Origin of the sequence: Microlunatus parietis, from assembly GCF_013407955.1 — a bacterium.
GTDB lineage: Bacteria > Actinomycetota > Actinomycetes > Propionibacteriales > Propionibacteriaceae > Microlunatus > Microlunatus parietis.
In genome coordinates this window covers 793,138-812,678 of the sequence record NZ_JACCBU010000001.1, presented here as the reverse complement: position 1 = coordinate 812,678, position 19,541 = coordinate 793,138, and the positions used below count along the sequence as shown (strand labels likewise).

Below are 19,541 nucleotides of genomic sequence, written 5' to 3'. Positions count from 1 at the left end.
TGAGGTCCTGAGATGCTGTCGATCCTGCGTAACGCGCGGTTCCGTACCGCCTGGCTGAGCTACGTGACGTCGGCGGCCGCCGGTTCGCTGACGCCGGTGGCGATCACGCTGTTCGTCCTCGACACGTCCGGCGACCTCGCGGTCCTGGGATTGGCGCTCGGCGCTCGGACGGTCGGCTTCGTCGCGGGTTCGGTGCTCGGCGGTGTGATCAGCGACAGCTTTCCGCGGCGGAGCGTGCTGATCGGGTCGAGCCTGCTCCGCGGAGCGGCGATCCTGGCAGCGATCCCGGCGTTCGCCGCCCCGGTGCCGCTGCTGTGCCTGGCGATCTTCGTTGCCGGGACCGGCGAGGGGACGTTCCGCGGGGTCTACCAGGCGCTGGTCGGCGAGTCGGTGAACGGGCCGGAGCGGCAGCGGGCCAACGCCCTGTCGACCTTGAGCAGCCGGATCCTGCTGGTCGCCGGGCCGACGATCGCTGCGCTCGGCTACGCGGTCGTCGGTGGTCCGGCGACGCTCGCCTTCGCGGGCCTGCTGTGGTTGACCTCCGCCGCGACCGCGCTGATCCTGCCGCGCGGGGAACGTCCGCCGTCCGATGCCGCCCGGGCCCGGCCGTTCGCCGACTACGGCGAGCTGCTGCGCGAGGTGGTGCGGCATCGCTGGTTCGTCGCGGGCCTGGCCGCACTGGTGATCTGGCTCGCCCTCGGCTTCGCGGTCCAGCAGTTGACTCTGCCGCTGGTCAGCCGGACCCACTTCGGCGGCGACGTGTTCCTGGGTGTGGCCCTGGGTTGCTACTCGGCCGGCGCCGTGGTGGCTGCGCTGGTGCTGGCGCGCTGGCAGCCGGCGAAGCCGGGCCTGGTGGGCTTCGTGGGGCTGAGTCTGTACGGGCTGGTGCCGCTCGCCCTGGCCTGCGCCGCGGTCAGCCCGGAGGTCGCGCTGGTGTTGATCATGGCCGGGTACGCGCTCGGCGGGGCCGGGATCGAGGCGTTCAACATCCCGTGGTTCAGCGCGATCCAACGGGAGTTCCCGCCCGAGCGGCTGGGCCGGGTCTTCTCGTTCGATTTCATGATCTCGCACGGTGTCGCCCCGCTGGGATTGATCTTGCTGCCGTACGCACTCGACGCGGCCGGAACGATGGCCGTGCTGGTCGCCTGCGGACTGGCCACCATCGCCGCGGCACTCGGAGCGCTCGCCGTACCCGGGTCACGCACGTTCGCAGAGCCGAGGCTGGTCGCCCAACGGGTGGCGGAGGGAGATCGATGATCGAAGCGACTGGGCTGTCGTACGCCTACGACGGGATTCCGGCCCTGGCCGATGTCGATCTTGAAGCCGGGCCCGGCGCGATCGTCGGCTTGATCGGGCCGAACGGCAGTGGGAAGTCCACGCTGCTCCGTCTTCTCTATCGTGCCTTGACGCCGCAGTCGGGGAGCGTGATCATCGACGGCGTCCCGGTGCAGGCGCTCGGCTCCCGTGAACTGCCGCGCCGGGTCGCGGTGGTCGCCCAGGAACCGCCGGCGGAGATCTCGCTCACGGTGGCCGAGCTGGTCCTGCTCGGCCGGTCTCCGCATCGCTCGTCGCTGCAGGCCTACACCGGGCATGATCATCGAGTCGCCGCCGCCGCGCTGCACCGGGTCGGGATGCGGGAGTTCGCCGACCGAGGAGTCGGCACGTTGTCCGGCGGCGAGAAGCAACGGGCCCTGATCGCCCGGGCGATCGCCCAGGAGGCTGATCATCTTCTGCTGGACGAGCCCACCAACCACCTCGACATCCACTACCAGCACGAGGTGCTGCGGCTCGTCCGGGCGATGGGCGTGGCGACGGTGATCGTACTCCACGACCTGAATCTCGCGGCGCGCTACTGCGATGCGCTGGTCCTTCTTGATCATGGTCGCGTGGTGGCGTCCGGAACCGTCCGCGACGTGCTCAGGCCGGAGATTCTCGGGCCGGTCTACCGCGTCGGTGTGCGGGTGATCGACGACGACGGCTGCCCGCAGCTGATCTTCCGGCCCGATCTCGAGGAGCCTGGTCCCGGAGCCGAGACGGGCCCTGGATCACCGTTGCTATCCTCTGATCACCCACTGTCACCAAGTCTGGAAGGCTTCGATGGACCCCGGTAGTCCCTGCCCCCTCTCGTCGTGCACCGCGTCGGGAGGGGGATCTTGATGTTCTGGCTTCTGTCGTTGCTGTTGGGTCTGTTGATCGTCCTGGCGATCACGGCCGCGACCGGGTACTTCGTGGCCCAGGAGTTCGCCTACATGGCGGTGGACCGGTCCCGCCTCGCGGCCCGGGCCGAGGCCGGCGACCGGGCCGCAGCCCGGGCCTTGAAAGTGGCCCGGCGCACCTCCTTCATGCTGTCCGGCGCTCAACTGGGCATCACGGTCACCGGCCTGCTGGTCGGCTATGTCGCCGAGCCGTTGATCGGTGATGCCCTCGGGACGGCCCTGGGCGGCGTGGGAATCCCCGCTCCGGTCGGGTTCGCGGTCGGCACGATCACCGCTCTGCTGCTGTCGACGCTGATCCAGATGCTCTTCGGCGAGTTGTTCCCGAAGAACCTCGCGATTGCCCGGCCCGAGCAACTGGCCGTGTGGCTGGCCCGCTCCACGACGGTCTACCTGACCGTGTTCGGTTGGCTGATCAGCATCTTCGACCGGGCTTCCAACCGGCTCCTCCGGCTGGTCGGGATCGAACCGGTGCACGACGTCGAGCACGCCGCCACCGCTCGCGACCTGGAGCACATCGTCGCCGAGTCCAGCCTGAGCGGCACGCTGTCACCGGAGCTGTCCACGCTGCTGGACCGGATCATCGACTTCCCGAAACGCGACGTCGAACACGCCATGATCCCGGCGCCACGGGTCCAGACCGTGACGACCACGGACACGATCGGGCAGGTCCGGGCCCTGATGAGCACCGGACATTCCCGGTACCCGGTGCTCGACGCGGACCAGGACATTGCCGGCGTGGTGCAGCTGCTGGACCTGGTGGCGACCGGCCCCGGCCGGGACTCCGATCCGGTCACCGCGATCATGCGGCCGCCGGTGCTGGTGCCGACGTCGATGCCGCTGCCGAAGGCGCTGGAACACCTGTCCAGCCAGAACGCCGAGCTCGCCTATGTCATCGACGAGTACGGCGGCATGGCCGGCATCGTCACCCTGGAGGATCTGGCCGAGGAGGTGGTCGGCGACGTGAACGACGAGCACGACCTGCCGGATCCGGAGCCGGAGATCGTGATCGAGGACGAGTCCCGGTGGTCGATGGCCGGCGACGTCCACCTCGACGAGGCGGAACGCGTCCTGGGCCGCGACCTGCCCCGGGGCGACTACGAAACCGTCGCCGGTCTGGTGATCGCCGAGTACGGCGCACTGCCCGAGCCCGGCGCCCGGCTCGAGGTCGGGCTGCCGATCGACCCGGCCGAGTTGACCGAATCAGACCATCCGGAGGCCAGATCCATGATCATCGAGATCCTCGAGGTGGAGCGCCACGTCCCGTCCCGGGTACGGATCGCCCTCGACCGCGGGACCGCGCCCGCCAGCACCCCGGACGGGGGTACGGACCGATGACCGACCATCCGGCCGTCATCATCCCGGTCACCATCGGGCTGATCATCTTCAGCGCGTTCTTCGTCGCGGTCGAGTTCGCGCTGCTGGCTGCGAAACGGCACCGACTCGAGGACGCGGCCGCCTCCAGCCGGTCGGCCCGAGCCGCCCTGCGCAGTTCGACCGAGCTGACCGTCCTGCTCGCAGGCGCCCAGCTCGGCATCACGGCCGTCACCGTCGCCCTGGGCGCGATCACCAAGCCGGCCGTGCATCACTGGCTGCTGGTGCCGCTCGAGCTGGCGCATCTGCCGGGCGTCGTCGCCGACGTGATCTCGTTCGTCCTGGCGCTGTTCATCGTCACGTTCCTCCATCTCGTGATCGGGGAGATGGCCCCGAAGTCGTGGGCGATCGCGCACCCCGAGCGCTCCGCGACCCTGCTGGCGCTGCCGATGCGCGGGTTCATGGCGCTCACCCGGCCGCTGCTGCGGGCGCTCAACGGCGCGGCCAACTGGTGCCTACGCCGGGTCGGGGTGACGCCGGTGAACGAGGTCGCGACCGGGCAGACCAGCGATGATCTCCGCCAGCTGGTCGAACACTCGGCGAATGTCGGCGCGCTCGATGCCCGGTTCTCGGCCCAGCTGACCGAAGCGCTTCAGCTGGAACGGCTCACCGTGTCCGACCTCGTACCGCCGGGGAGTTCTCCGGCCACCGTACGACGAGACGCGACGGTGGCCGACCTCCAACTCGTCGCCGTCCGGTCCGGTCACCAACGGATCGTCGTCACCGACGACGAGGGCCGGCCCACCGGAATGGTGCACACCCGGGACACCCTGACGGTTTCGGGCGCTGCGCCGATCGGACCGCTGATCCGGCCCGTGCTGCGGCTGCCCGCGGCCACGTCGGTGGCCGAGACGCTCGCGGCGATGCGCAGCACCAACACTCAGCTCGCCGTCGCCACCACCGACACCGACCCGCTGGCCGGTGTCGTCACGATCACCGACGTCATGAAGCGGCTCCTTCCCGCGGTCGGGGTCACCACTGCGTAGACCTTGCTTCTACGTCTCGTAGAATCGCCGGGCCGGCGATCAACGTGACGCAGCGACAGGAGTTTCATGACGAGCCAGCCCGGGGCCACCGATCGATCACCCGGAACGGCCGGATTCTCCTGGCAGCCGCGGCAGGATGCGGTCCTCACGGTGTGCAAGGCGTGCCGGCCCGACGACGCCGCTCGCTGGTTGCGGCAGTTCCGATCAGCGGTCCTGCGTGCCCTCCGGGCCGACGCGATCGCGATCACCCTGGCCGGCTGCACCCGACTCTGCCCTTGCGATGGCCGGGTGGCGCTGGTGCTCAGCCTGCCGGGGGCCGCCGTCGGCCTGATCACTCGGTGAGCCGGCCCCGGATCTGAGCGGTGACCGTGGCGATGAGGCTCTCGAACTGCTCGTCCGGCGTCGGAGCGGGCAGGGCCGCAGCCTCGCGCAGCGTCGGGAGGTCGAGGTCTGCCCGGGCCTCGAGCCAGGCCTGGGGGACGAGTGGCGAGCCGCCCGCCGTGCCGGCCTGGTCGGCTGGATAGTCGACCAGTAGGGCGAAGGACAGCAGTTGCAGGGCGAGGTGTCGGTGGACCTCCAGTGCGGCCGGCAGGCTGAGCCCGACGTCGCACAGGAGTCGTAGCAGGCGCTCCAGGTTGATCAGGCGATTCGGGTGGACCGCCGTCGGGGGTGCGTCCTCCTCGATCGAGATCAGCAGCGCCCGGGGCCACCGTCGATAGAGACGGCGCAGCGAGCCGGCGTAATCGGCGATGGACTGCTCCCAAGCTTCCGGGTCGAGCGTGGGCGGCTCCCAGGCCTCGATCATCAGGCCGACCGCGAGATCGATCACCTGCTGGCGGTCGTCGACGTAGTTGTACAGCGCGCGTACGGTCACGCCCAGCTCACCGGCCAGGGCGCGCATCGTGACGGCACGGAAGCCCTGCACTCCGGCCAGTTCGAGAGCCTTCTCAGCGATGGCGGCACGGGTCAGGACCGGGCGTCCCTTCCTGGTCGCGGGGCGGCGTCGCTGGCTCGGCACGACGACAGGGTACGCCGTTCGTTAAACTTCACATGCGTTGACTTTAGTGAATGCACCACCAAGACTGAAGACGTCCCTTTCACCCTTCGCACAGCCGGAGAGAGTACGAATGCCCGCCGAGAAGTCCCGCCGTGTTCCGCCCTTCACCGGGGTCCTGCTGCTCGTCATGGTCACCACGGGCCTGGTGGTCGTCGACGCCACGATCGTGACCATCGGGCTCCCGCAGATCGGCGCCGAGCTCGCCGGGGGTTCGTCGGCCGAGTCGGTGGTGGTGACCTATCTGATCACGATGGGTGCCGTCACCCAGGTCGCCGGCAGTGTCTCCGACCGATGGGGGCGGCGACCGCTGGTCCTGGCCGGGATCGCCCTGTTCACGCTGGCGTCGCTGGCGGCGACCCAGGCACCGACACTGGTGTTCCTCGACCTCGCCCGGGTGGCTCAGGGCGTCGGGGCGGCAGTGATCATGGTGAACGGTATTCCGCTGCTGGCCGGCCGCTATGACGGCGAGGAACGCAACCTCGCGATCGGCGCGTGGGGAAGCTTCGCGACCGCGGCCGGGCTGATCGCGCCGGCCGTCGGTGGACTGCTGATCGACACCTTCGGCTGGCGGGCGGTCTTCGCGATCAATCTGCCGCTCGGGGCGGCGGCCCTGCTGCTGGCGGCGCGGGTGCTGCCGCGGTCACGGCGGGCGGGACCGGAACCGCGTCCACGTCCGGACTGGGCCGGCAGTTTGTTGATCATGGTCGGTCTGGGTACGGCGACGATGATCATGCTGCGGTCGGACCGGGCCGCGTGGACGGGCGCCGACACCGTGCTGGCGGCCGTCGCCGCCGTGGCGTTGATGATCTTCATCATCGTTCAGTTCCGGGTGGGTTCGCCGACCCTGGAACCGCGGCTGTTCGCGAAACCGGCGTTCTCCGGTGCGATGGTCGCGATCTTCCTCTCCCGCGCCCTGACCACCGGGGGCGCCGTCTACCTGGTGCTGTACTTCGCCGAGGCTCTCCGCCTCGGCCCGACCGAGGCGGGCCTGCTGATGACACCGATCTTCGTCGCGCAGATGATCACCGGCATGGTCGGCTCGAAGCTGCTCAGCTACTGGCCGCCCGGCCTGGTGATCGGCCTCGGGTACGCACTCAAGGCCGTCGGACTCGCCGCCCTGGCCGTCCTGGTCACGCCGGACACCCCATGGTGGGTGCTCCTCGTCCCGCTGCTCGCCTGGGGTGGCGGCGGCGGAATCGCCGGTGCCCCCGTCATGGCCGTGGCCGTCAACGTCACCGACCCCGACCGCGTCGGCATGGTGGCCGGCACGGTCTCCAGCCTGGCCTCGCTCGGAGCCGGTGTCGGCACCGGGATGCTCGGCGCTGTCTTCGCTGGCTACGGGGGGAGCAGCCCGCAGGCTGTTGCCGACGGTGTCCGGGCCGTCCTCCTGGCGGCCACGGCGCTGGCGGTGCTGGCCGTACTCACCACCCTTGTCCTGATCAACCCGCGCCGGGTCCCGCGTCCGACCCCGCAGTGACCGTTGGCGGGGGAGTCACCAGGGCACGGCCGCTCGCGGCTCGGGCACTCGAAGGTTCAGAACGGAGCGGAGTCGGGACCAACGGCCCGCCACGACGTCGCCATGCCGAAATGATCATCGAGCGGACGGAAAGGGCAGGTTCTGCGCAAGATCGTTGCCATGAGCGTCCACTGGATGCTCGACCGGCTCAGGAACTGATGATCAGGCCTTGCTGGACTGGTTGCCGGCTCTGGAGTTCACGGACCCGGTCCCGGGCTGCTCGGGCCGGAGCAGTGCCCAGCCGAGGAAGCCGAACAACAGCATCCAGCCGGCAATGGTCAATCGAGCCAGGACGAACGGCCCGAAGATCGCCGGCGTGAGCGGAACGATGACGTAGATCCCGAGGACGAGCAAGATCAACCGTCGCCACCCGCGCCACTGCCCGGCGGTGAGCGCCGCGATCCCGAAGATCATCAGCGAGACGCCGTTCAGCAACGACACCGCGCCGTAGATGCCGCCGATCACGCCGGCCAACTCCGATCCGGAAGCCGAATCGGCGGCCAGGATCGCGACCAGTTCGGCTCCCGCCAGCAGGCTCATCGAGACCACGGCGAGAATGCCGCCCACCGCCGCGAAAACCGGCCACCGCCGGCTCGTCCCGAGCGCCACACCGTGAGCAGGCCGTAGGCGAGCGCGACCTGGTGCACGAAGAAGAATGCCTGGATCGCGGTGTATCCCGGAGGGCTGAGCGGAAAGCTGTAGCGGTCCGCTCCGACCGCAGGCGGTACGAACGCGAGGAAGACCCCCGCCGCCGTGCCGGTCAGCCCGGCGATGACCAGCGCCCAGCCTCTCGGGCGAACGTCGATCGTCGCCGCTGTGACGCGTGCCGTCGTGGTCGTCATGATCTGCCTCCACCTCTCGATGGGCCCGCGATCTTGCGGGCCCGTACGAGGATCGACCGTAGAATCTGGCTCAGCCGCGCACATCCGTGGAATCACTCAACTGTTCGGGGCGCCCATGAGTACCGACCCCTCACCTCCCGCGCCGGCGCCCGACCCGCGCCGGCTGCTCGACCTGGCCCGCTCCGAGTACCGGCGGGGGTCACTGGAGCGGGCCTGGCAGGCCTGCCGGGAGGCCGCCGCGATCGGCCGGGCCACCGGCGATGCGGGCCTCCTGGCCGACGCCGCGACCGTCATCCCGGGTCCGGCCGTGGGAGCGTGGAGCCTGACGGCCGAGCGGCATGCCCGGCGCAGGAGGCGCTCGCCATGATCGGCGCGGACGATCCAGAGCGGGCCGTGCTGCTGCAGGCTGTGCTGGTCGCCACCCGGGACCCGTGGAATGCTGCGGAATCCCTTCCGAACAAGAGGATCTCGGTCGCCGAGGCGCAGAAGACCTCGGCCCGGCTGCACGCCGAGCTGGCGGCCGCAGTCGGACCGGCCGCGGTGCTGACCCGGCTGGACCGGGCTCGGGAACTGGCCGAACTCGCCGCGGCAACGGGGCGCGACGAGGATGCGGCCTGGGCGTCGCTGTATCGGCTCGAGGCCCACTATCAACGAGGCCGGCGGCTGGAGATCAATGCCGAGTTGATGCGCCTGGCCGCAACCGTACGGAGGCTGCGCACGCCCGTCTGGGACTCGCGGGTCGCTCCGGGATCGCGGCTGCGCTCAGGGACGCTGCCGATCGTCGCCGGCCTTGCTGATCTTGTCGTCCGGGGCGAACTTGAGGCCCAGCGCGGCGGTGATGATCAGCAGCAGGCAGGCGATGATGGCCAGGTTGTCGCCCATCATCCCTTGTTCGGTACGGATCGCCGGCCGGATCACGACGCAGATGATCAACAGGCCGAGGCCCATCCGGAGCAGCACCCGGGCGGCTGTCTTCATCATGATCGTCGTCCTCAGGCCGCGTCGTCGGTGAGGTGGACCAGCGGCGGGACCTCGTCGGAGAAGTGACAGGCCGACCGGTGCCCGGTGCCGATCTCGGTCAGGGCCGGGGCCTGCTTCCGGCAGACGTCCTGTACCAGCGGGCAGCGGTTGGCGAACACACAGCCGGAGGTCGCCGGCTCGCCGATCATCCGTTCCGGGTCCCGTCCCTCCTCGTCACGCTTGCGGACCAGCACCGGGTCCGGCACCGGGATCGCCTGCAACAGCATGTGGGTGTACGGGTGCCTCGGTGACGTGATCAACTCCTCGACCGGGCCCTCCTCGACGATGTAGCCGAAGAACATCACCGCGATCCGGCCGCCCTGGGCGAAGTACCGCACCACCCCGAAGTCGTGGCTGATGAACACGTACCCGATGCCCCGGTCGCGCTGGAAGGACAGCAGCAGGTCGAGGATCGCCACCCGCATCGACACGTCGAGCATGCTGGTGACCTCGTCGGCGACGATCAGGCTCGGCTGCAGGCTGATCGCCCGCGCGATCGAGACCCGCTGCCGCTGGCCGCCGGACAACTGGTGCGGGTAGCGCTGCAGGAACGCCGGGGTGGCGTCCAGGCCGACCTGCTGCAGCAGCTTGATCATCTCCGGCTGCACGGTGCGCCAGGTGGCCAGCTTGTGCTGCAGGATCCCGGGGGCCAGCGTGCTGCCGATGGTCAGGCCGGGGTTCAGCGAGCCGTACGGGTCCTGGTGCACCATCTGCACCTTGCGCCGCCACTGCCGGCGTCGGTTGCCGCGCAGCCCCGCGATGTCGGTGCCGTCGAACGAGATCCGGCCGCTGCTCGGCTCGTGTAGTCCGGCGATCAGCCGGCCCAACGTGGTCTTGCCGCAACCGGACTCGCCGACCAGCGCCACGATCTCGCCCTCGCCGGTGGACAGGTTGACGTCGTGCAGCACCGGACGTCCCGAGCCGGTGGCGTACGTGTGGGTCACATCCTGGATCTCGAGCAGACTCACGCCTTCGACACCTCCACCAGTTCGGGCCTGCGGTTGACGACGTGACAGGCGACCAGATGTCCATGATCATCGCCGAGCAGCGGCGGCTCAGTCTCGTGGCACAGGTCCTCGGCCCGGGCACAGCGCGGCGCGAACCGGCAGCCGCCCGGCAGTTCGGCGAGGTTCGGCACCGCGCCGCCGATCGGCCGGACCCGGAGCCCGGCGTCCAGCACGCTCGGGATCGCGTTGATCAACGCCTCGACGTAGGGGTGCCGGCGGCCCGCCTTGAAGATCTCCTCGACGGTGCCCGACTCCACCAGGCGGCCGGCGTACATGACCGCGACCCGGGTGGCGAGCTCCGCGACCACGGCGAGGTCGTGGGTGACGAAGATGATCGTCACCCCGAGCGTGCGGTGCAGATCCTTGAGGATGTCGATCACCAACCGCTGGTTGAGCACGTCCAGCGCGGTCGTCGGCTCGTCCAAGATCACCACCGACGGCCGCAGCAGCAGCGCGACGGCGATCGCCACCCGCTGCTTCATGCCGCCGGACAGCTGGCTCTCGTACGACTTCCAGATCCGGTCGGCCGGCAGTTGGACCAGGTCGAGCAGATGCCGGAAGTAGTCCCGGCCGTCCTTCGGGTCGGCGAACACCTCGGGATGGGCCTGCAGGATGTGGTCCACCTGGGTGCCGATCGTCAGCACCGGGTTGAACGCGTTCATCGCGCCCTGGAACACCATCGCGAGCTCGGCGCCGCGGAGGGCGTTCAGTTCCCGCTTCGACATCGTGGTGGTGCTCGCCCCGCGGAACCGTACCGTGCCGCCGGTGATCTGGCCCGGCGGCGGCACGATCTGCAGCAGCGAGTACGCCAGCGTCGACTTGCCGCAGCCGGACTCGCCGACCAGGGCGTAGATCTCGCCGGCACCGACGCTGAGGCTGACGTTCTCGACCGCCCGCACGGAGCCGGGGCCGTCACCGAACGCGACGGTCAGGTCGTCGACCTCGAGCAGGTGTTGATCGTCGTTGGTCACGGGGGAGCTCACTGGACACGCAGCCTCGGGTTGAAGACGCTGTCCAGCGCCCGGGAGAAGAACACGAAGGACACCTGCAGGATGACGATGGCGGCCATGGGGGAGAACAGGTAGAAGGCGCTGTCGGTGGTGTACAAGGCGCCCTGCGCCATCGCCAGGTTGATCATGATGCCCCAGTTGTTGCCGCTGATCGGCGCGATGCCGAGTAGGAACAGGCCGACCGAGGCGTAGATCGCGCCGGTGATCGCGAGCAGGAAGTGGATCGCGACGTACGGGCCGACGTTCGGCAGCAATTGCCGGCCGATCATGTTGCCGAGCGAGACCCCCTGGAGCTGGGCGGCCTCGACGAAGTCGCTGCTGCGCAGGCTCATCGCCTGGGACCGGATCGCCCGGGCCAGGCCCGCCCAGGCGGTGATCGACAGGATGCAGGCCAGCACGAACGGGTTGGTGGTGTGGATCACGCTGGCCAGGACGATGATCAACGGCAGACCGGGGATGGTCAGGAAGATGTCGGTGATCCGCATGACGATCGTGTCGACGACACCGCCGATGTAACCGGTCAGCAGGCCCACCGCGACACCGATGAAGATCGTGATCACCGCCGACATCACGCCGACGATCATGATCGGCTGGGTGCCGACGATGATCTGCTCGAGCACGCCCTGGCCGAGCGAGTCGGTGCCGAGCGGGTGCTCCCAGGACGGCGGCTGGTAGGCCTGGCTCGCATCCTGCTCGTCACCCACCTGGACGAAGACCGGCCCGAAGATCGCCACCAGGCCGTAGATCAGGACGATCACGCCGCCGACCAGGGCACCCTTGTCGTTGCGCAGGATCCGCCACAGGTCACTGAGGAACCTCATGCCATCGTCCCTCCGGCCGGCAACACTTCCTGGTCCGGATCGGCGGTCTTGTCCACGGCCCGCTTGCGCGCCGCCGGATTGGCGATCCGGGGATCGACCAGCGGATAGAGCAGGTCGACCAGCAGGTTCGTGACGATCACCGAGACGGTGATCAATAGGAAGCAGCCCATCATCAGCGAGTAGTCCCGTTGATTGACCGACTGGATCATGTAGAACCCGATCCCGGGGTACTGGAAGTACGTCTCGATGAAGACCGAGCCGCCGAACATGAAGCCGATCGAGAGGGCCAGCTGGGTGACCATCGGCAGCATCGAGTTGCGGCCGACGTAGGACTGGGTGATCCGGCGGTCGCTCAGGCCGCGGGCTTCGGCCGCCCGGACGTACTCCGAACCGAGGACCGAGATCGCGCTGCCCTTCATGCCGAGCGCCCAGCCGCCGAAGGAAGTGATCACCGACGCCACGATCGGCAGGAAGGCGTGGTAGAGCACGCTGAGCAGGTACGGCCCGTTGAAGCCCGGCGTCACGTCGACCGCGTAGGCGCCACCGGACGGGAAGACCTGGTAGACGCTGGTCAGGAAGTACAGCAGCGCGATGGCCACCAGATAGCTGGGCACGGCGCTCAGGAAGGACACGATGAACGTCATCGCCTGGGAGAACCGGCTGTTCTGGAACGCGGCCATCATCGCGCCGATCGCGATCCCGATCAGGAAGCTGATGATCAGCGACACCGCGACGACCATGATCGTCCACGGCAGCGCCTCGGCGATCACCGCGGTCACGGTGGTCCCGGGGTTCATGATCGGAACCCCGAGATCGCCGCGGATCGCACCCCACACGTACTGCAGATACTGCTCGCCGACCGGCGCGTTCGGCGTCACGCCGTAGACGGAGCTGATCCGCTGCTGGATCTCGACCTCGCTCAGGCCGCCCTGCATCCGCAGCTGCGCCTCGAGCGCCGCCATCGGGTTGCCCGGCATCAGCCGGATCATGAAGAAGGACAGCGAGATGACGATGTAGATGATCAACAGCGACATCGCCAGTCGCTTCACGACATAGGAAACCATCGGCGCCTTCCGGATAAGGGGGTGTCACCGGGTGACGGGGAGGGGTCAGGGCTTCGGGGTGATGAAGCCCTGCTGGATCGCCAGCGAGACGCCTCCGTTCATGTCGGCGGCGATGATGTCCCACAGCTCGCTGGTGTTCTGGTCGTTCAGCGGCGGCCAGTTGGTGAATTCCTTGGTGGAGAAGGGGAACTGGTAGACCTTGGTCGCGTACCAGATGTACGGGACCTCCTCGTTCACCAGCTGGGCCCAGTTCCAGACCTGGGCATTCATCTCCGGACCCGGCTCGATGGCACGGACCTGGCCGTCAATGGTGCTGACCACGTCCACCTCGCCGAGACCGGGGACGTTCTTCGTCGGGCCGAAGCCGATGCCGCGCTTGCCGGCGTAGTTGCCCAGCTTGCTGAAGTTGTAGCCCGGACCCAGCAGCGAGTTGTACATGCCGAGCGGGTTGTTGCCGCCGACGAAGCCGGAGCCGATGTCGAAGTCGCCGTTGTGCTGATCGGCGTTCTGCTGGGCGCCGGAGGTCGCGTTGACCTCGGACTTGATCCCGAATGCGGTCAGCGCCTTCGCCGCGGAGTTGAACGAGGTGACGATGTCGGTCGTCTCGGCGTTGGCGATGAAGGTCAGCGTGAACGGCTCGCCGTCCGGCTTGATCCACTGATCACCCTTCTTGGTGAAGCCCTCGCCCTCCAGCAGTTGGGTCGCCTTGGCCTCGTCCACCGGGTACTTGTTCAGCTGGTCGAGCTTGCCCTGGTCCAGATAGATCGCTTCCAGGGAAGGCGAGATGCCGGTGTTGACTTCCTTCCAGGTGCCGCCGGCCGCCTCGTCGGTGCCGTAGGCGGCCTCGCTGATCTGCTGCCGCGGGATCACGTATGCCAGCGCCTGCCGGACCGCCTTGGAGTCGAGCGGCTTCTTGCTGCTGTTGAACAGCATGGTGAACCCGAAGGCGAGCGGCAGCGCCGTGTTCGAGTCGGGGGTCTTCTTCCAGCGCTGCAGGATCGGCGGCGGCATGTACACGTTGGAGAAGTGCACGTTGCCGCTGAACAGCTGCGGGTAGACCGTCTGGGTCGAACCGTTCAGGTAGCGGATCCCGGCGAACGTGATCTTGTTCGCGTCCCAGAAGCCGTCCCACTTGACCAGCTTGGCTTCCTTGGTGGTGATGTTCTCCAGCTGGAACGGGCCATTGCCGATCAGCTTCTCCACCTTCATCGCGGCCAGGTCCTTGAACGCCGCGCTCATCCGCTTGAACTCCGGCAGCTTGCCGGCCTGCTCCGGGTCCCGGTGCGCGGTCGTGTAGTACTTGATCACGTCCTGCTTCAGCTCGTCGGTGACGAGCTTGCCGTACACGCTGGACGGGTACGGCCGGATCGCGTTCAGGATGTCCAGCTTGGCCAGCGATTCCGGCTGACCCTCCTTGAGCGTGAACGCGACGGTGTGATCATCGACGATGTCGACGCTGGTGATGTCGTTCCAGAACCCGTCGCCGCGCAGCGCGTTCAGGATCGCGGTGTCGTGCAGGTCCTTGCTGGTGACCGGGGTGTCGTCCTGCCACTTCGCGTCCTCGCGCAGGTGGACGTTCAGCTTGCCGTCGACGATCTCCCAGGTGTCGGCCAGCTGCGGGATGAACTCGGTCAGGCTGGGCGACTTCACGATCGCCAGCCGCAGCGTGACGAAGTCGTTCTGGATGCCGAGCCCGTTCACGTTGTACGGGTTGAACGACCAGGTCGTGTTCCAGCTGCAGCAGGGGAAGAACGTCAGGAACTTGCTCGAGTCTCCCGGCGCCGTGGGGTCGGAGGCGGCACCGGCGCCCGGCGTGCCGCCACCGGCGGTGCCGGCCGTGCAGGCGGCCATCAAGATCAGCGCCGTGCCGGCGGCGATCAGGGCCAGCAGGTGTTTCTTGGCGCGCACAACCGTTCGATGTAAGGACATCGTTGATCCTCCTCGGCCCCGAGGCCGTCCGCGTAGATGGGCAAGACCGATCATGACCGAGGACGACAGCATTAGTAAAGGGGATGGAGGAATTTGTGATCAAGAAGCTGGAAAGTGGTCGCTCGCTACGCGGGGCGTGTCCGTTCCGCGAACATTCTCGTCCGTTTCGAACCTGTACCGAGCTTGGCCTGATGCGTAGATTCCGGATCGCGATGATCACTCGTGATGATCATCGTTCGGTCTGGTCCGCCCCGGCGGCTCGTTGCCGGCGCTGGACCAGCTTGTGCATCCCGTCGCACCACGGCGGCTGGGTCGAGGTCCCGCAGCGACAGACCGCGACGACGGGCCGGAGTACCGGGTGCGCCTGATCGTCCTCGTCGATGATCATCGTGGCGCCGCGGACCAGCACCGGGCCCTCCGGGCACGGTTCCAGGTCCAGAGTCTCGTCGCCGACGCACCGCAGCGGTGTCCCGGCGGCGTTGATCATCCGGCAGCTGATCATGATGACGTCGCGAACTCGGTGAGCGACCGCGGCGGTGCCGGTGGATCGACCAGGTGCCGGTCGTCCTGCCAGGCCGCCAGCAGCGGCCGGGCACTCAGGTCGTCCACCGCGAGGCAGGCCACGGCGCCCAGCGCGATGTCGCGCTGCAAGCCGGGCTCGTCCTTGATCATCGCCGCGCAGATCCCGCGGACGGCGAGCTGTTCGTGCACGGCGTCGGCCTCGACGTGCTCGTCGAAGTACTGGGCCACGTTGTCGCCCAGGCCGACCCGCCGGATCCCCGCTGCGTAACGGCGAGAGGGCACCGAGCTGGTGGCCTCGAACGCGGCGAGATGTCCCATCGCCGCACCCCGGCGGCCACGATGCAGGCAGAACCGCGACATCACGGTGCTGATCGCGAGGGTCTCGGCCGGCACCACGTCGACGTAGGCGCCGTAGCCGGGGTCGAGGCCCGCGCCCCGCAGCGCGGTCGCGAAGAGGTCCTGATGCACCCGGTCGGCCCGGCCGTCGCCGTACTCGTCGTACTGCAACTCGACCAGCCCAGCCTTCGCCGCTCCGGTCAGCCGCGGGATGGTGAAGCTGTGCGGGTCGGCCTCCTTGAGTTGGTAGATGCTGCGCAACAGCAGCAGCTCCCGGACCTGGTCCAGCGTCGCGCGCCGCTGGACGTGCTCCGCGACCGGCGGGCTGTCGAAACTCTCGGTGAGCGCGAACAGCTGATCCGGGAAGTCCTCGGCCGGGACCGCGGCCAGCAGGTCGACCGGGCCGGCGCATTCGCGCTCCAGGGCGATGTCGAAGATCGTCTCGAGGGCCCCGCGGACGGCCAGCAGGACCGGTGACCACTCGGCCGCGTCCGGCGCGTCGTCGAAGGAGCGGTAGTGCAACTCGTACAGCACCCACAGCGTGAGCTGAAAGTCGGGATCGTGCAACGCCACATCGGGCTCGGGCAGGTCGGGCACCTTGATCAGTGACTCGTCCGGCCGGCGGATGGCGGCCGTGACGGCTGCGCTCAGCGGGCCACGCGGGTGGGGCAGCAGCATGATCGTTCCTCTCGTCTCGGCCGTGCGGCCGGTGATCATGGACTACCCGGGATCCGGCTCCCGAAACATCCGGGCGCGCCCGGCGCTGCGTTTGCGGCTCCGTCCCGCGGGTACCTGTCCGGCGAGCCGAGCGGAGGAGTGGCCGATGGAATCCCGGACCGGGCACCGCCCTGGGGGCAACACGGTCAGCCTGCGGATGACGGCGTCGGCGGCCGAGGTCTTCGCCGTGCTCGGCAACGGCTGGCTGTATCCGAGCTGGGTGGTCGGCGCGTCCCGGATGCGTGAGGTCGACGAGGACTGGCCGCTGCCGCGGTCCGAACTGCACCACTCGTTCGGCGTCTGGCCGCTGTTGATCAACGACACCACGACGGCGCTGGAATGGCAGTACGGACGCCGGCTGGTGCTGCGGGCCCGCGGCTGGCCGGTCGGTGAGGCCACCGTCGTGATCACCCTCGAACCGATCCCCGACGGCTGTGTGGTCTCGATCGACGAGGACGTCGCCGCCGGACCGGGCCTGGCGGTGCTCGCTCCGGTACGCCGGGGCCTGTTGCGGGTCCGCAACCGGGAGGCGCTGCGCCGGCTCCGGTTCCTGGCCGAGGGCGCCGCGGGGACGTACGAGGACCAGGCCTGATCAGGCCGACCGGCTGAGCCGGCCGAGGGCGGCCGCCGTGAGGGCGGCGCGCGCCGCGTTCGCGCCGCAGGCGCCGTGCACCGCGCCGCCCGGGTGCGCCGACGACGAGGCCAGGTAGAGCCCGCGGAACGGGGTGGTCGGCCGGCCGGTGCCCGGGATCGGCCGGAAGATCAACTGCTGGTGCAGGCCGGCCGTCCCGCCGCCGAGAGCACCGTCGGGCAGCCCCTCGTTCCGCTCCTCGAGCTCGGCCGGTCCGAGGATGCGGCGGGCGAGGACCGTACTGTCGAAGTCGGGCGCGTAGCGGCGCAGCCGATCCTGCACCCGGTCGGCGAACCGTTCTTGATCATCGGCGGACAGCCGGCCGCCCTTGATCACGCCGGCCTCGTCGGCGTGGATCTCCCGCGGCAGATGGGTGTAGGCCCACAACGACTCGGCACCGGCCGGGGCCCGGCTCGGATCGGTGATCGCCATCTGGCCGACCAGCAGGAAGGGCCGTGCCGGGACCCGGTGATGCGCGACCTGGGCCACCGCCAGGGCCAGGTCGTCGGTCGAGTCGGCCAGGTGCACCGTGCCGGGCGCCACCACCGGCGGAGTCCGCCACGGTACCGGCCCGGACAGCGCCCAGTCGATCTTGAACGTCGCCGGGTCCGGGTCGAACACGGCCATCGCCGCCCGGACCCGGGCCGGCAGATCCTCGGCCGCGATCAGGTCGCCGTACAGGCTGGTGGCGGGCACGTCCGCGATCACCGCCCGGGTGCGGATCCGTTCCCCGTCGGCGGTACGCACTCCGACCGCCCGGCCGCGGTCCAGCAGGACGGAGTCGACCCGGGAGTCGCATCGCAGTTCACCGCCCCGGGTCGCCAGCCGCTCGGTCAGGCTGCGGGTCAGCGAGCCGGCGCCGCCGCGGGGGACCGGGAACCCGTGGGTGTGGCCGACCATGGCGAGCAGGAGGCCCATCAGGCCGGAGCCGGACGCCGCCAGCGGGATGTCGGCATGGGCGGCCAGGCCGGTCAGCAGCAGCCGGGCCCGCTCGCCGCCGAAGCGACGTTCGGCCAGCGTGCTGGCCGGTTCGAGCAGCAGCCGGACGAAGCCGAGCCCGCCGGCGCGGCGCAACCGGGCCAGCAGCGCGAGCCCTGGCCCGAGCGGCGGGAACGGCTGCAGCAGCGCCGTCGTGAGCTGAGTCCCGGCCGCGCGCCAGCGTTCGTACAGCGCGAGCCAGGCGTCGCCGTCGCCAGGATGATCATGATCGAGGTCCGTCGCGGTCAGCTCGGGATCGCGGTGCAGGATGGCCCAGTCGCCATCGGGGAGCGGATGGCCGATCACGGCGGGCGCGTGCACCCAGTCCAGCCCGAACGCCTCGAGCCCGAGGCCACCCAGGGCGGGCGAGACGGCGGCCAGCGGATAGAAGCTGCTGAACGTGTCGTGGACATAGCCGGGCTGGACGTCGGTGTCGGACCGGACCGCGCCGCCCGGCTCGGGCTGCGCCTCCAGCACCAGGACGTTCCAGCCCCGGTCGGCGAGCAGGTTCGCGGCGACCAGGCCGTTCGGCCCCGAGCCGATGATCACGGCGTCACGCACGCGCGGCCTCCCGGGCCCGGTCCCGGGCCGCCTGCCGCGCACCCCGAGCGCGCCGGAGGCGGAGCAGCCGCCGGGCCAGCGCCCGCAGGCCGGCCGCGCCGCGATCCGTGCCGAGGGCGGCGGCACCGGCGTCCAGCACGCGGGTGGGCAGCAGCCGGGTCGCCGCGGCGACCAGTCGGGCGTGGCCCGGTACGAACTGTCGGGCCGGCGGCGCGGAACGGGTCAGGGCGCGGGCCACGGCCGCGGCCATGGCGGCCGGATCTGCACCGTAGCGATGGGCCAGCAGGGCCACCGTCGGTGCCGCGTCGAGCAGCGCCCGGTAGCGGTCGTCCGAGCGGTGCCGCGGCAGCCGCAGAACTTGATCATGGGCGCGCAGCCAGATCCGGGTGGCGAAGACGCCGGGTTCGATCAGGCTGACCCGGATCCGTTCCGGGGCGAGTTCGGCGCGCAGCGAATCGGTCAGTCCGACCAGGGCGTGCTTGGTCAGGGCGTACGGACCGAACAACGGCAGCGGCACGGCGGTGATCAAGGAGCCGACGAAGATCACCCGCGCGTCGCCGTAGCTGTGCCGGGCCTGGCGCAGCGCCGGCAGCAGTTCCTGGGTCAGCCGCAGCGGGCCGACGACGTTGGTCGCCAGCAGTTCGGTGATCATGGCCGGATCCGCATGTTCCAACGGCGTCGGTACGGCAGCGCCGGCGTTGTTGATCACCGCGTAGAGCGGGCCGCTGCTCCGGAGCCGGCCGGCCGCGCGCTCGACCGACTCGGGATCGGTCAGCTCGAGCAGAACCGGCCGGATCCGATCGCCGTCGCGTCGCAGCGCGGCGGCGTCGGCCTCGGTACGGACCGTTCCCCAGACGTCGAACCCCGCCTCGTCCAACTCGGCGGCGATGGCCCGGCCGAGCCCGGACGAGACACCGGTCACCAGGACCTGACGTCGCATCATGTCTCCTCACCCGG

At 69.6% G+C, this 19,541-nt stretch carries 21 protein-coding genes; 9 read left to right on the top strand and 12 right to left on the bottom strand.

Annotated features, from left to right (window positions below; genetic code table 11):
* Positions 1-12: 12 nt before the first annotated feature.
* From BKA15_RS03870 to BKA15_RS03850, 5 genes are all read left to right on the top strand, one after another.
* On the top strand, positions 13-1,257 hold the full coding sequence (locus BKA15_RS03870; protein WP_179748257.1) for an MFS transporter: 1,245 nt from the start codon (positions 13-15) through the stop codon (positions 1,255-1,257).
* Complete coding sequence (locus tag BKA15_RS03865; RefSeq protein WP_179748255.1) at positions 1,254-2,111, top strand: ABC transporter ATP-binding protein; 858 nt, start codon at positions 1,254-1,256, stop codon at positions 2,109-2,111. The genes BKA15_RS03870 and BKA15_RS03865 overlap by 4 nt, the downstream gene beginning before the upstream one ends.
* A gap of 45 nt (positions 2,112-2,156) precedes the next feature.
* Positions 2,157-3,551: a hemolysin family protein gene (locus tag BKA15_RS03860; protein ID WP_179748253.1), complete on the top strand. Its 1,395-nt coding sequence runs from the start codon at positions 2,157-2,159 to the stop codon at positions 3,549-3,551.
* Positions 3,548-4,573 carry a CNNM domain-containing protein gene (locus BKA15_RS03855; protein WP_179748251.1) on the top strand — a complete coding sequence of 342 codons (1,026 nt, stop codon included), beginning with the start codon at positions 3,548-3,550 and terminating at the stop codon, positions 4,571-4,573. Before BKA15_RS03860 ends, BKA15_RS03855 begins: the two co-directional genes overlap by 4 nt.
* Before the next feature lie 66 nt (positions 4,574-4,639).
* On the top strand, positions 4,640-4,915 hold the full coding sequence (locus BKA15_RS03850; protein ID WP_179748249.1) for a hypothetical protein: 276 nt from the start codon (positions 4,640-4,642) through the stop codon (positions 4,913-4,915).
* Here the strand turns inward: BKA15_RS03850 and BKA15_RS03845 are convergent.
* Positions 4,905-5,591, bottom strand: coding sequence for a TetR/AcrR family transcriptional regulator (locus BKA15_RS03845; RefSeq protein WP_179748247.1), 687 nt, complete (start codon positions 5,589-5,591; stop codon positions 4,905-4,907). The genes BKA15_RS03850 and BKA15_RS03845 overlap by 11 nt on opposite strands.
* A 109-nt stretch (positions 5,592-5,700) precedes the next feature.
* On the opposite strand from BKA15_RS03845, the gene BKA15_RS03840 reads away from it, so the two are divergent.
* Complete coding sequence (locus tag BKA15_RS03840; RefSeq protein WP_179748245.1) at positions 5,701-7,107, top strand: MFS transporter; 1,407 nt, start codon at positions 5,701-5,703, stop codon at positions 7,105-7,107.
* A 201-nt stretch (positions 7,108-7,308) separates the two neighbouring features.
* On the opposite strand, the gene BKA15_RS03835 is transcribed toward BKA15_RS03840, so the two are convergent.
* Entirely contained in the window at positions 7,309-7,686 is a 378-nt protein-coding gene (locus BKA15_RS03835) for a hypothetical protein (RefSeq protein ID WP_179748243.1), read from the bottom strand.
* A complete protein-coding gene (locus BKA15_RS03830; protein ID WP_179748241.1) occupies positions 7,683-7,988 on the bottom strand; it encodes a hypothetical protein in 306 nt (101 codons plus the stop codon). Before BKA15_RS03830 ends, BKA15_RS03835 begins: the two co-directional genes overlap by 4 nt.
* Positions 7,989-8,103: 115 nt before the next feature.
* On the opposite strand from BKA15_RS03830, the gene BKA15_RS03825 reads away from it, so the two are divergent.
* Positions 8,104-8,355, top strand: a complete 252-nt coding sequence (locus BKA15_RS03825) for a hypothetical protein (RefSeq protein ID WP_179748239.1) — start codon at positions 8,104-8,106, stop codon at positions 8,353-8,355.
* Complete coding sequence (locus BKA15_RS03820; RefSeq protein ID WP_179748237.1) at positions 8,352-9,035, top strand: hypothetical protein; 684 nt, start codon at positions 8,352-8,354, stop codon at positions 9,033-9,035. Before BKA15_RS03825 ends, BKA15_RS03820 begins: the two co-directional genes overlap by 4 nt.
* Here the strand turns inward: BKA15_RS03820 and BKA15_RS03815 are convergent.
* The 7 genes from BKA15_RS03815 to BKA15_RS03785 form a co-directional block, all read right to left on the bottom strand.
* Positions 8,981-9,976, bottom strand: coding sequence for an ABC transporter ATP-binding protein (locus BKA15_RS03815; protein WP_179748234.1), 996 nt, complete (start codon positions 9,974-9,976; stop codon positions 8,981-8,983). The genes BKA15_RS03820 and BKA15_RS03815 overlap by 55 nt on opposite strands.
* Positions 9,973-10,986 carry an ABC transporter ATP-binding protein gene (locus tag BKA15_RS03810; RefSeq protein WP_179748232.1) on the bottom strand — a complete coding sequence of 338 codons (1,014 nt, stop codon included), beginning with the start codon at positions 10,984-10,986 and terminating at the stop codon, positions 9,973-9,975. The genes BKA15_RS03815 and BKA15_RS03810 overlap by 4 nt, the downstream gene beginning before the upstream one ends.
* 8 nt (positions 10,987-10,994) lie before the next feature.
* Positions 10,995-11,846, bottom strand: coding sequence for an ABC transporter permease (locus tag BKA15_RS03805; RefSeq protein WP_179748230.1), 852 nt, complete (start codon positions 11,844-11,846; stop codon positions 10,995-10,997).
* Positions 11,843-12,910: an ABC transporter permease gene (locus tag BKA15_RS03800; protein ID WP_179748228.1), complete on the bottom strand. Its 1,068-nt coding sequence runs from the start codon at positions 12,908-12,910 to the stop codon at positions 11,843-11,845. The genes BKA15_RS03805 and BKA15_RS03800 overlap by 4 nt, the downstream gene beginning before the upstream one ends.
* Before the next feature lie 45 nt (positions 12,911-12,955).
* The gene (locus BKA15_RS03795) at positions 12,956-14,839 is read right to left on the bottom strand and encodes an ABC transporter substrate-binding protein (RefSeq protein ID WP_179748226.1); all 1,884 of its coding nucleotides are present in this window, start codon (positions 14,837-14,839) and stop codon (positions 12,956-12,958) included.
* A gap of 229 nt (positions 14,840-15,068) precedes the next feature.
* Positions 15,069-15,326 carry a CDGSH iron-sulfur domain-containing protein gene (locus BKA15_RS03790; protein WP_179748224.1) on the bottom strand — a complete coding sequence of 86 codons (258 nt, stop codon included), beginning with the start codon at positions 15,324-15,326 and terminating at the stop codon, positions 15,069-15,071.
* 11 nt (positions 15,327-15,337) lie between these two features.
* Complete coding sequence (locus tag BKA15_RS03785) at positions 15,338-16,414, bottom strand: iron-containing redox enzyme family protein (RefSeq protein WP_246322250.1); 1,077 nt, start codon at positions 16,412-16,414, stop codon at positions 15,338-15,340.
* A 106-nt stretch (positions 16,415-16,520) separates the two neighbouring features.
* Between BKA15_RS03785 and BKA15_RS03780 the strand changes: the two genes are divergently transcribed.
* Positions 16,521-17,006 (top strand): SRPBCC family protein, encoded by a 486-nt coding sequence (locus tag BKA15_RS03780; RefSeq protein ID WP_246322249.1) that lies wholly within the window; start codon positions 16,521-16,523, stop codon positions 17,004-17,006.
* Here BKA15_RS03780 and BKA15_RS03775 read toward each other — a convergent pair whose 3' ends face one another.
* The gene (locus tag BKA15_RS03775) at positions 17,007-18,584 is read right to left on the bottom strand and encodes a phytoene desaturase family protein (protein WP_312878812.1); all 1,578 of its coding nucleotides are present in this window, start codon (positions 18,582-18,584) and stop codon (positions 17,007-17,009) included.
* Positions 18,577-19,527, bottom strand: a complete 951-nt coding sequence (locus BKA15_RS03770) for an SDR family NAD(P)-dependent oxidoreductase (protein ID WP_179748222.1) — start codon at positions 19,525-19,527, stop codon at positions 18,577-18,579. The genes BKA15_RS03775 and BKA15_RS03770 overlap by 8 nt, the downstream gene beginning before the upstream one ends.
* Positions 19,528-19,541: the final 14 nt, after the last annotated feature.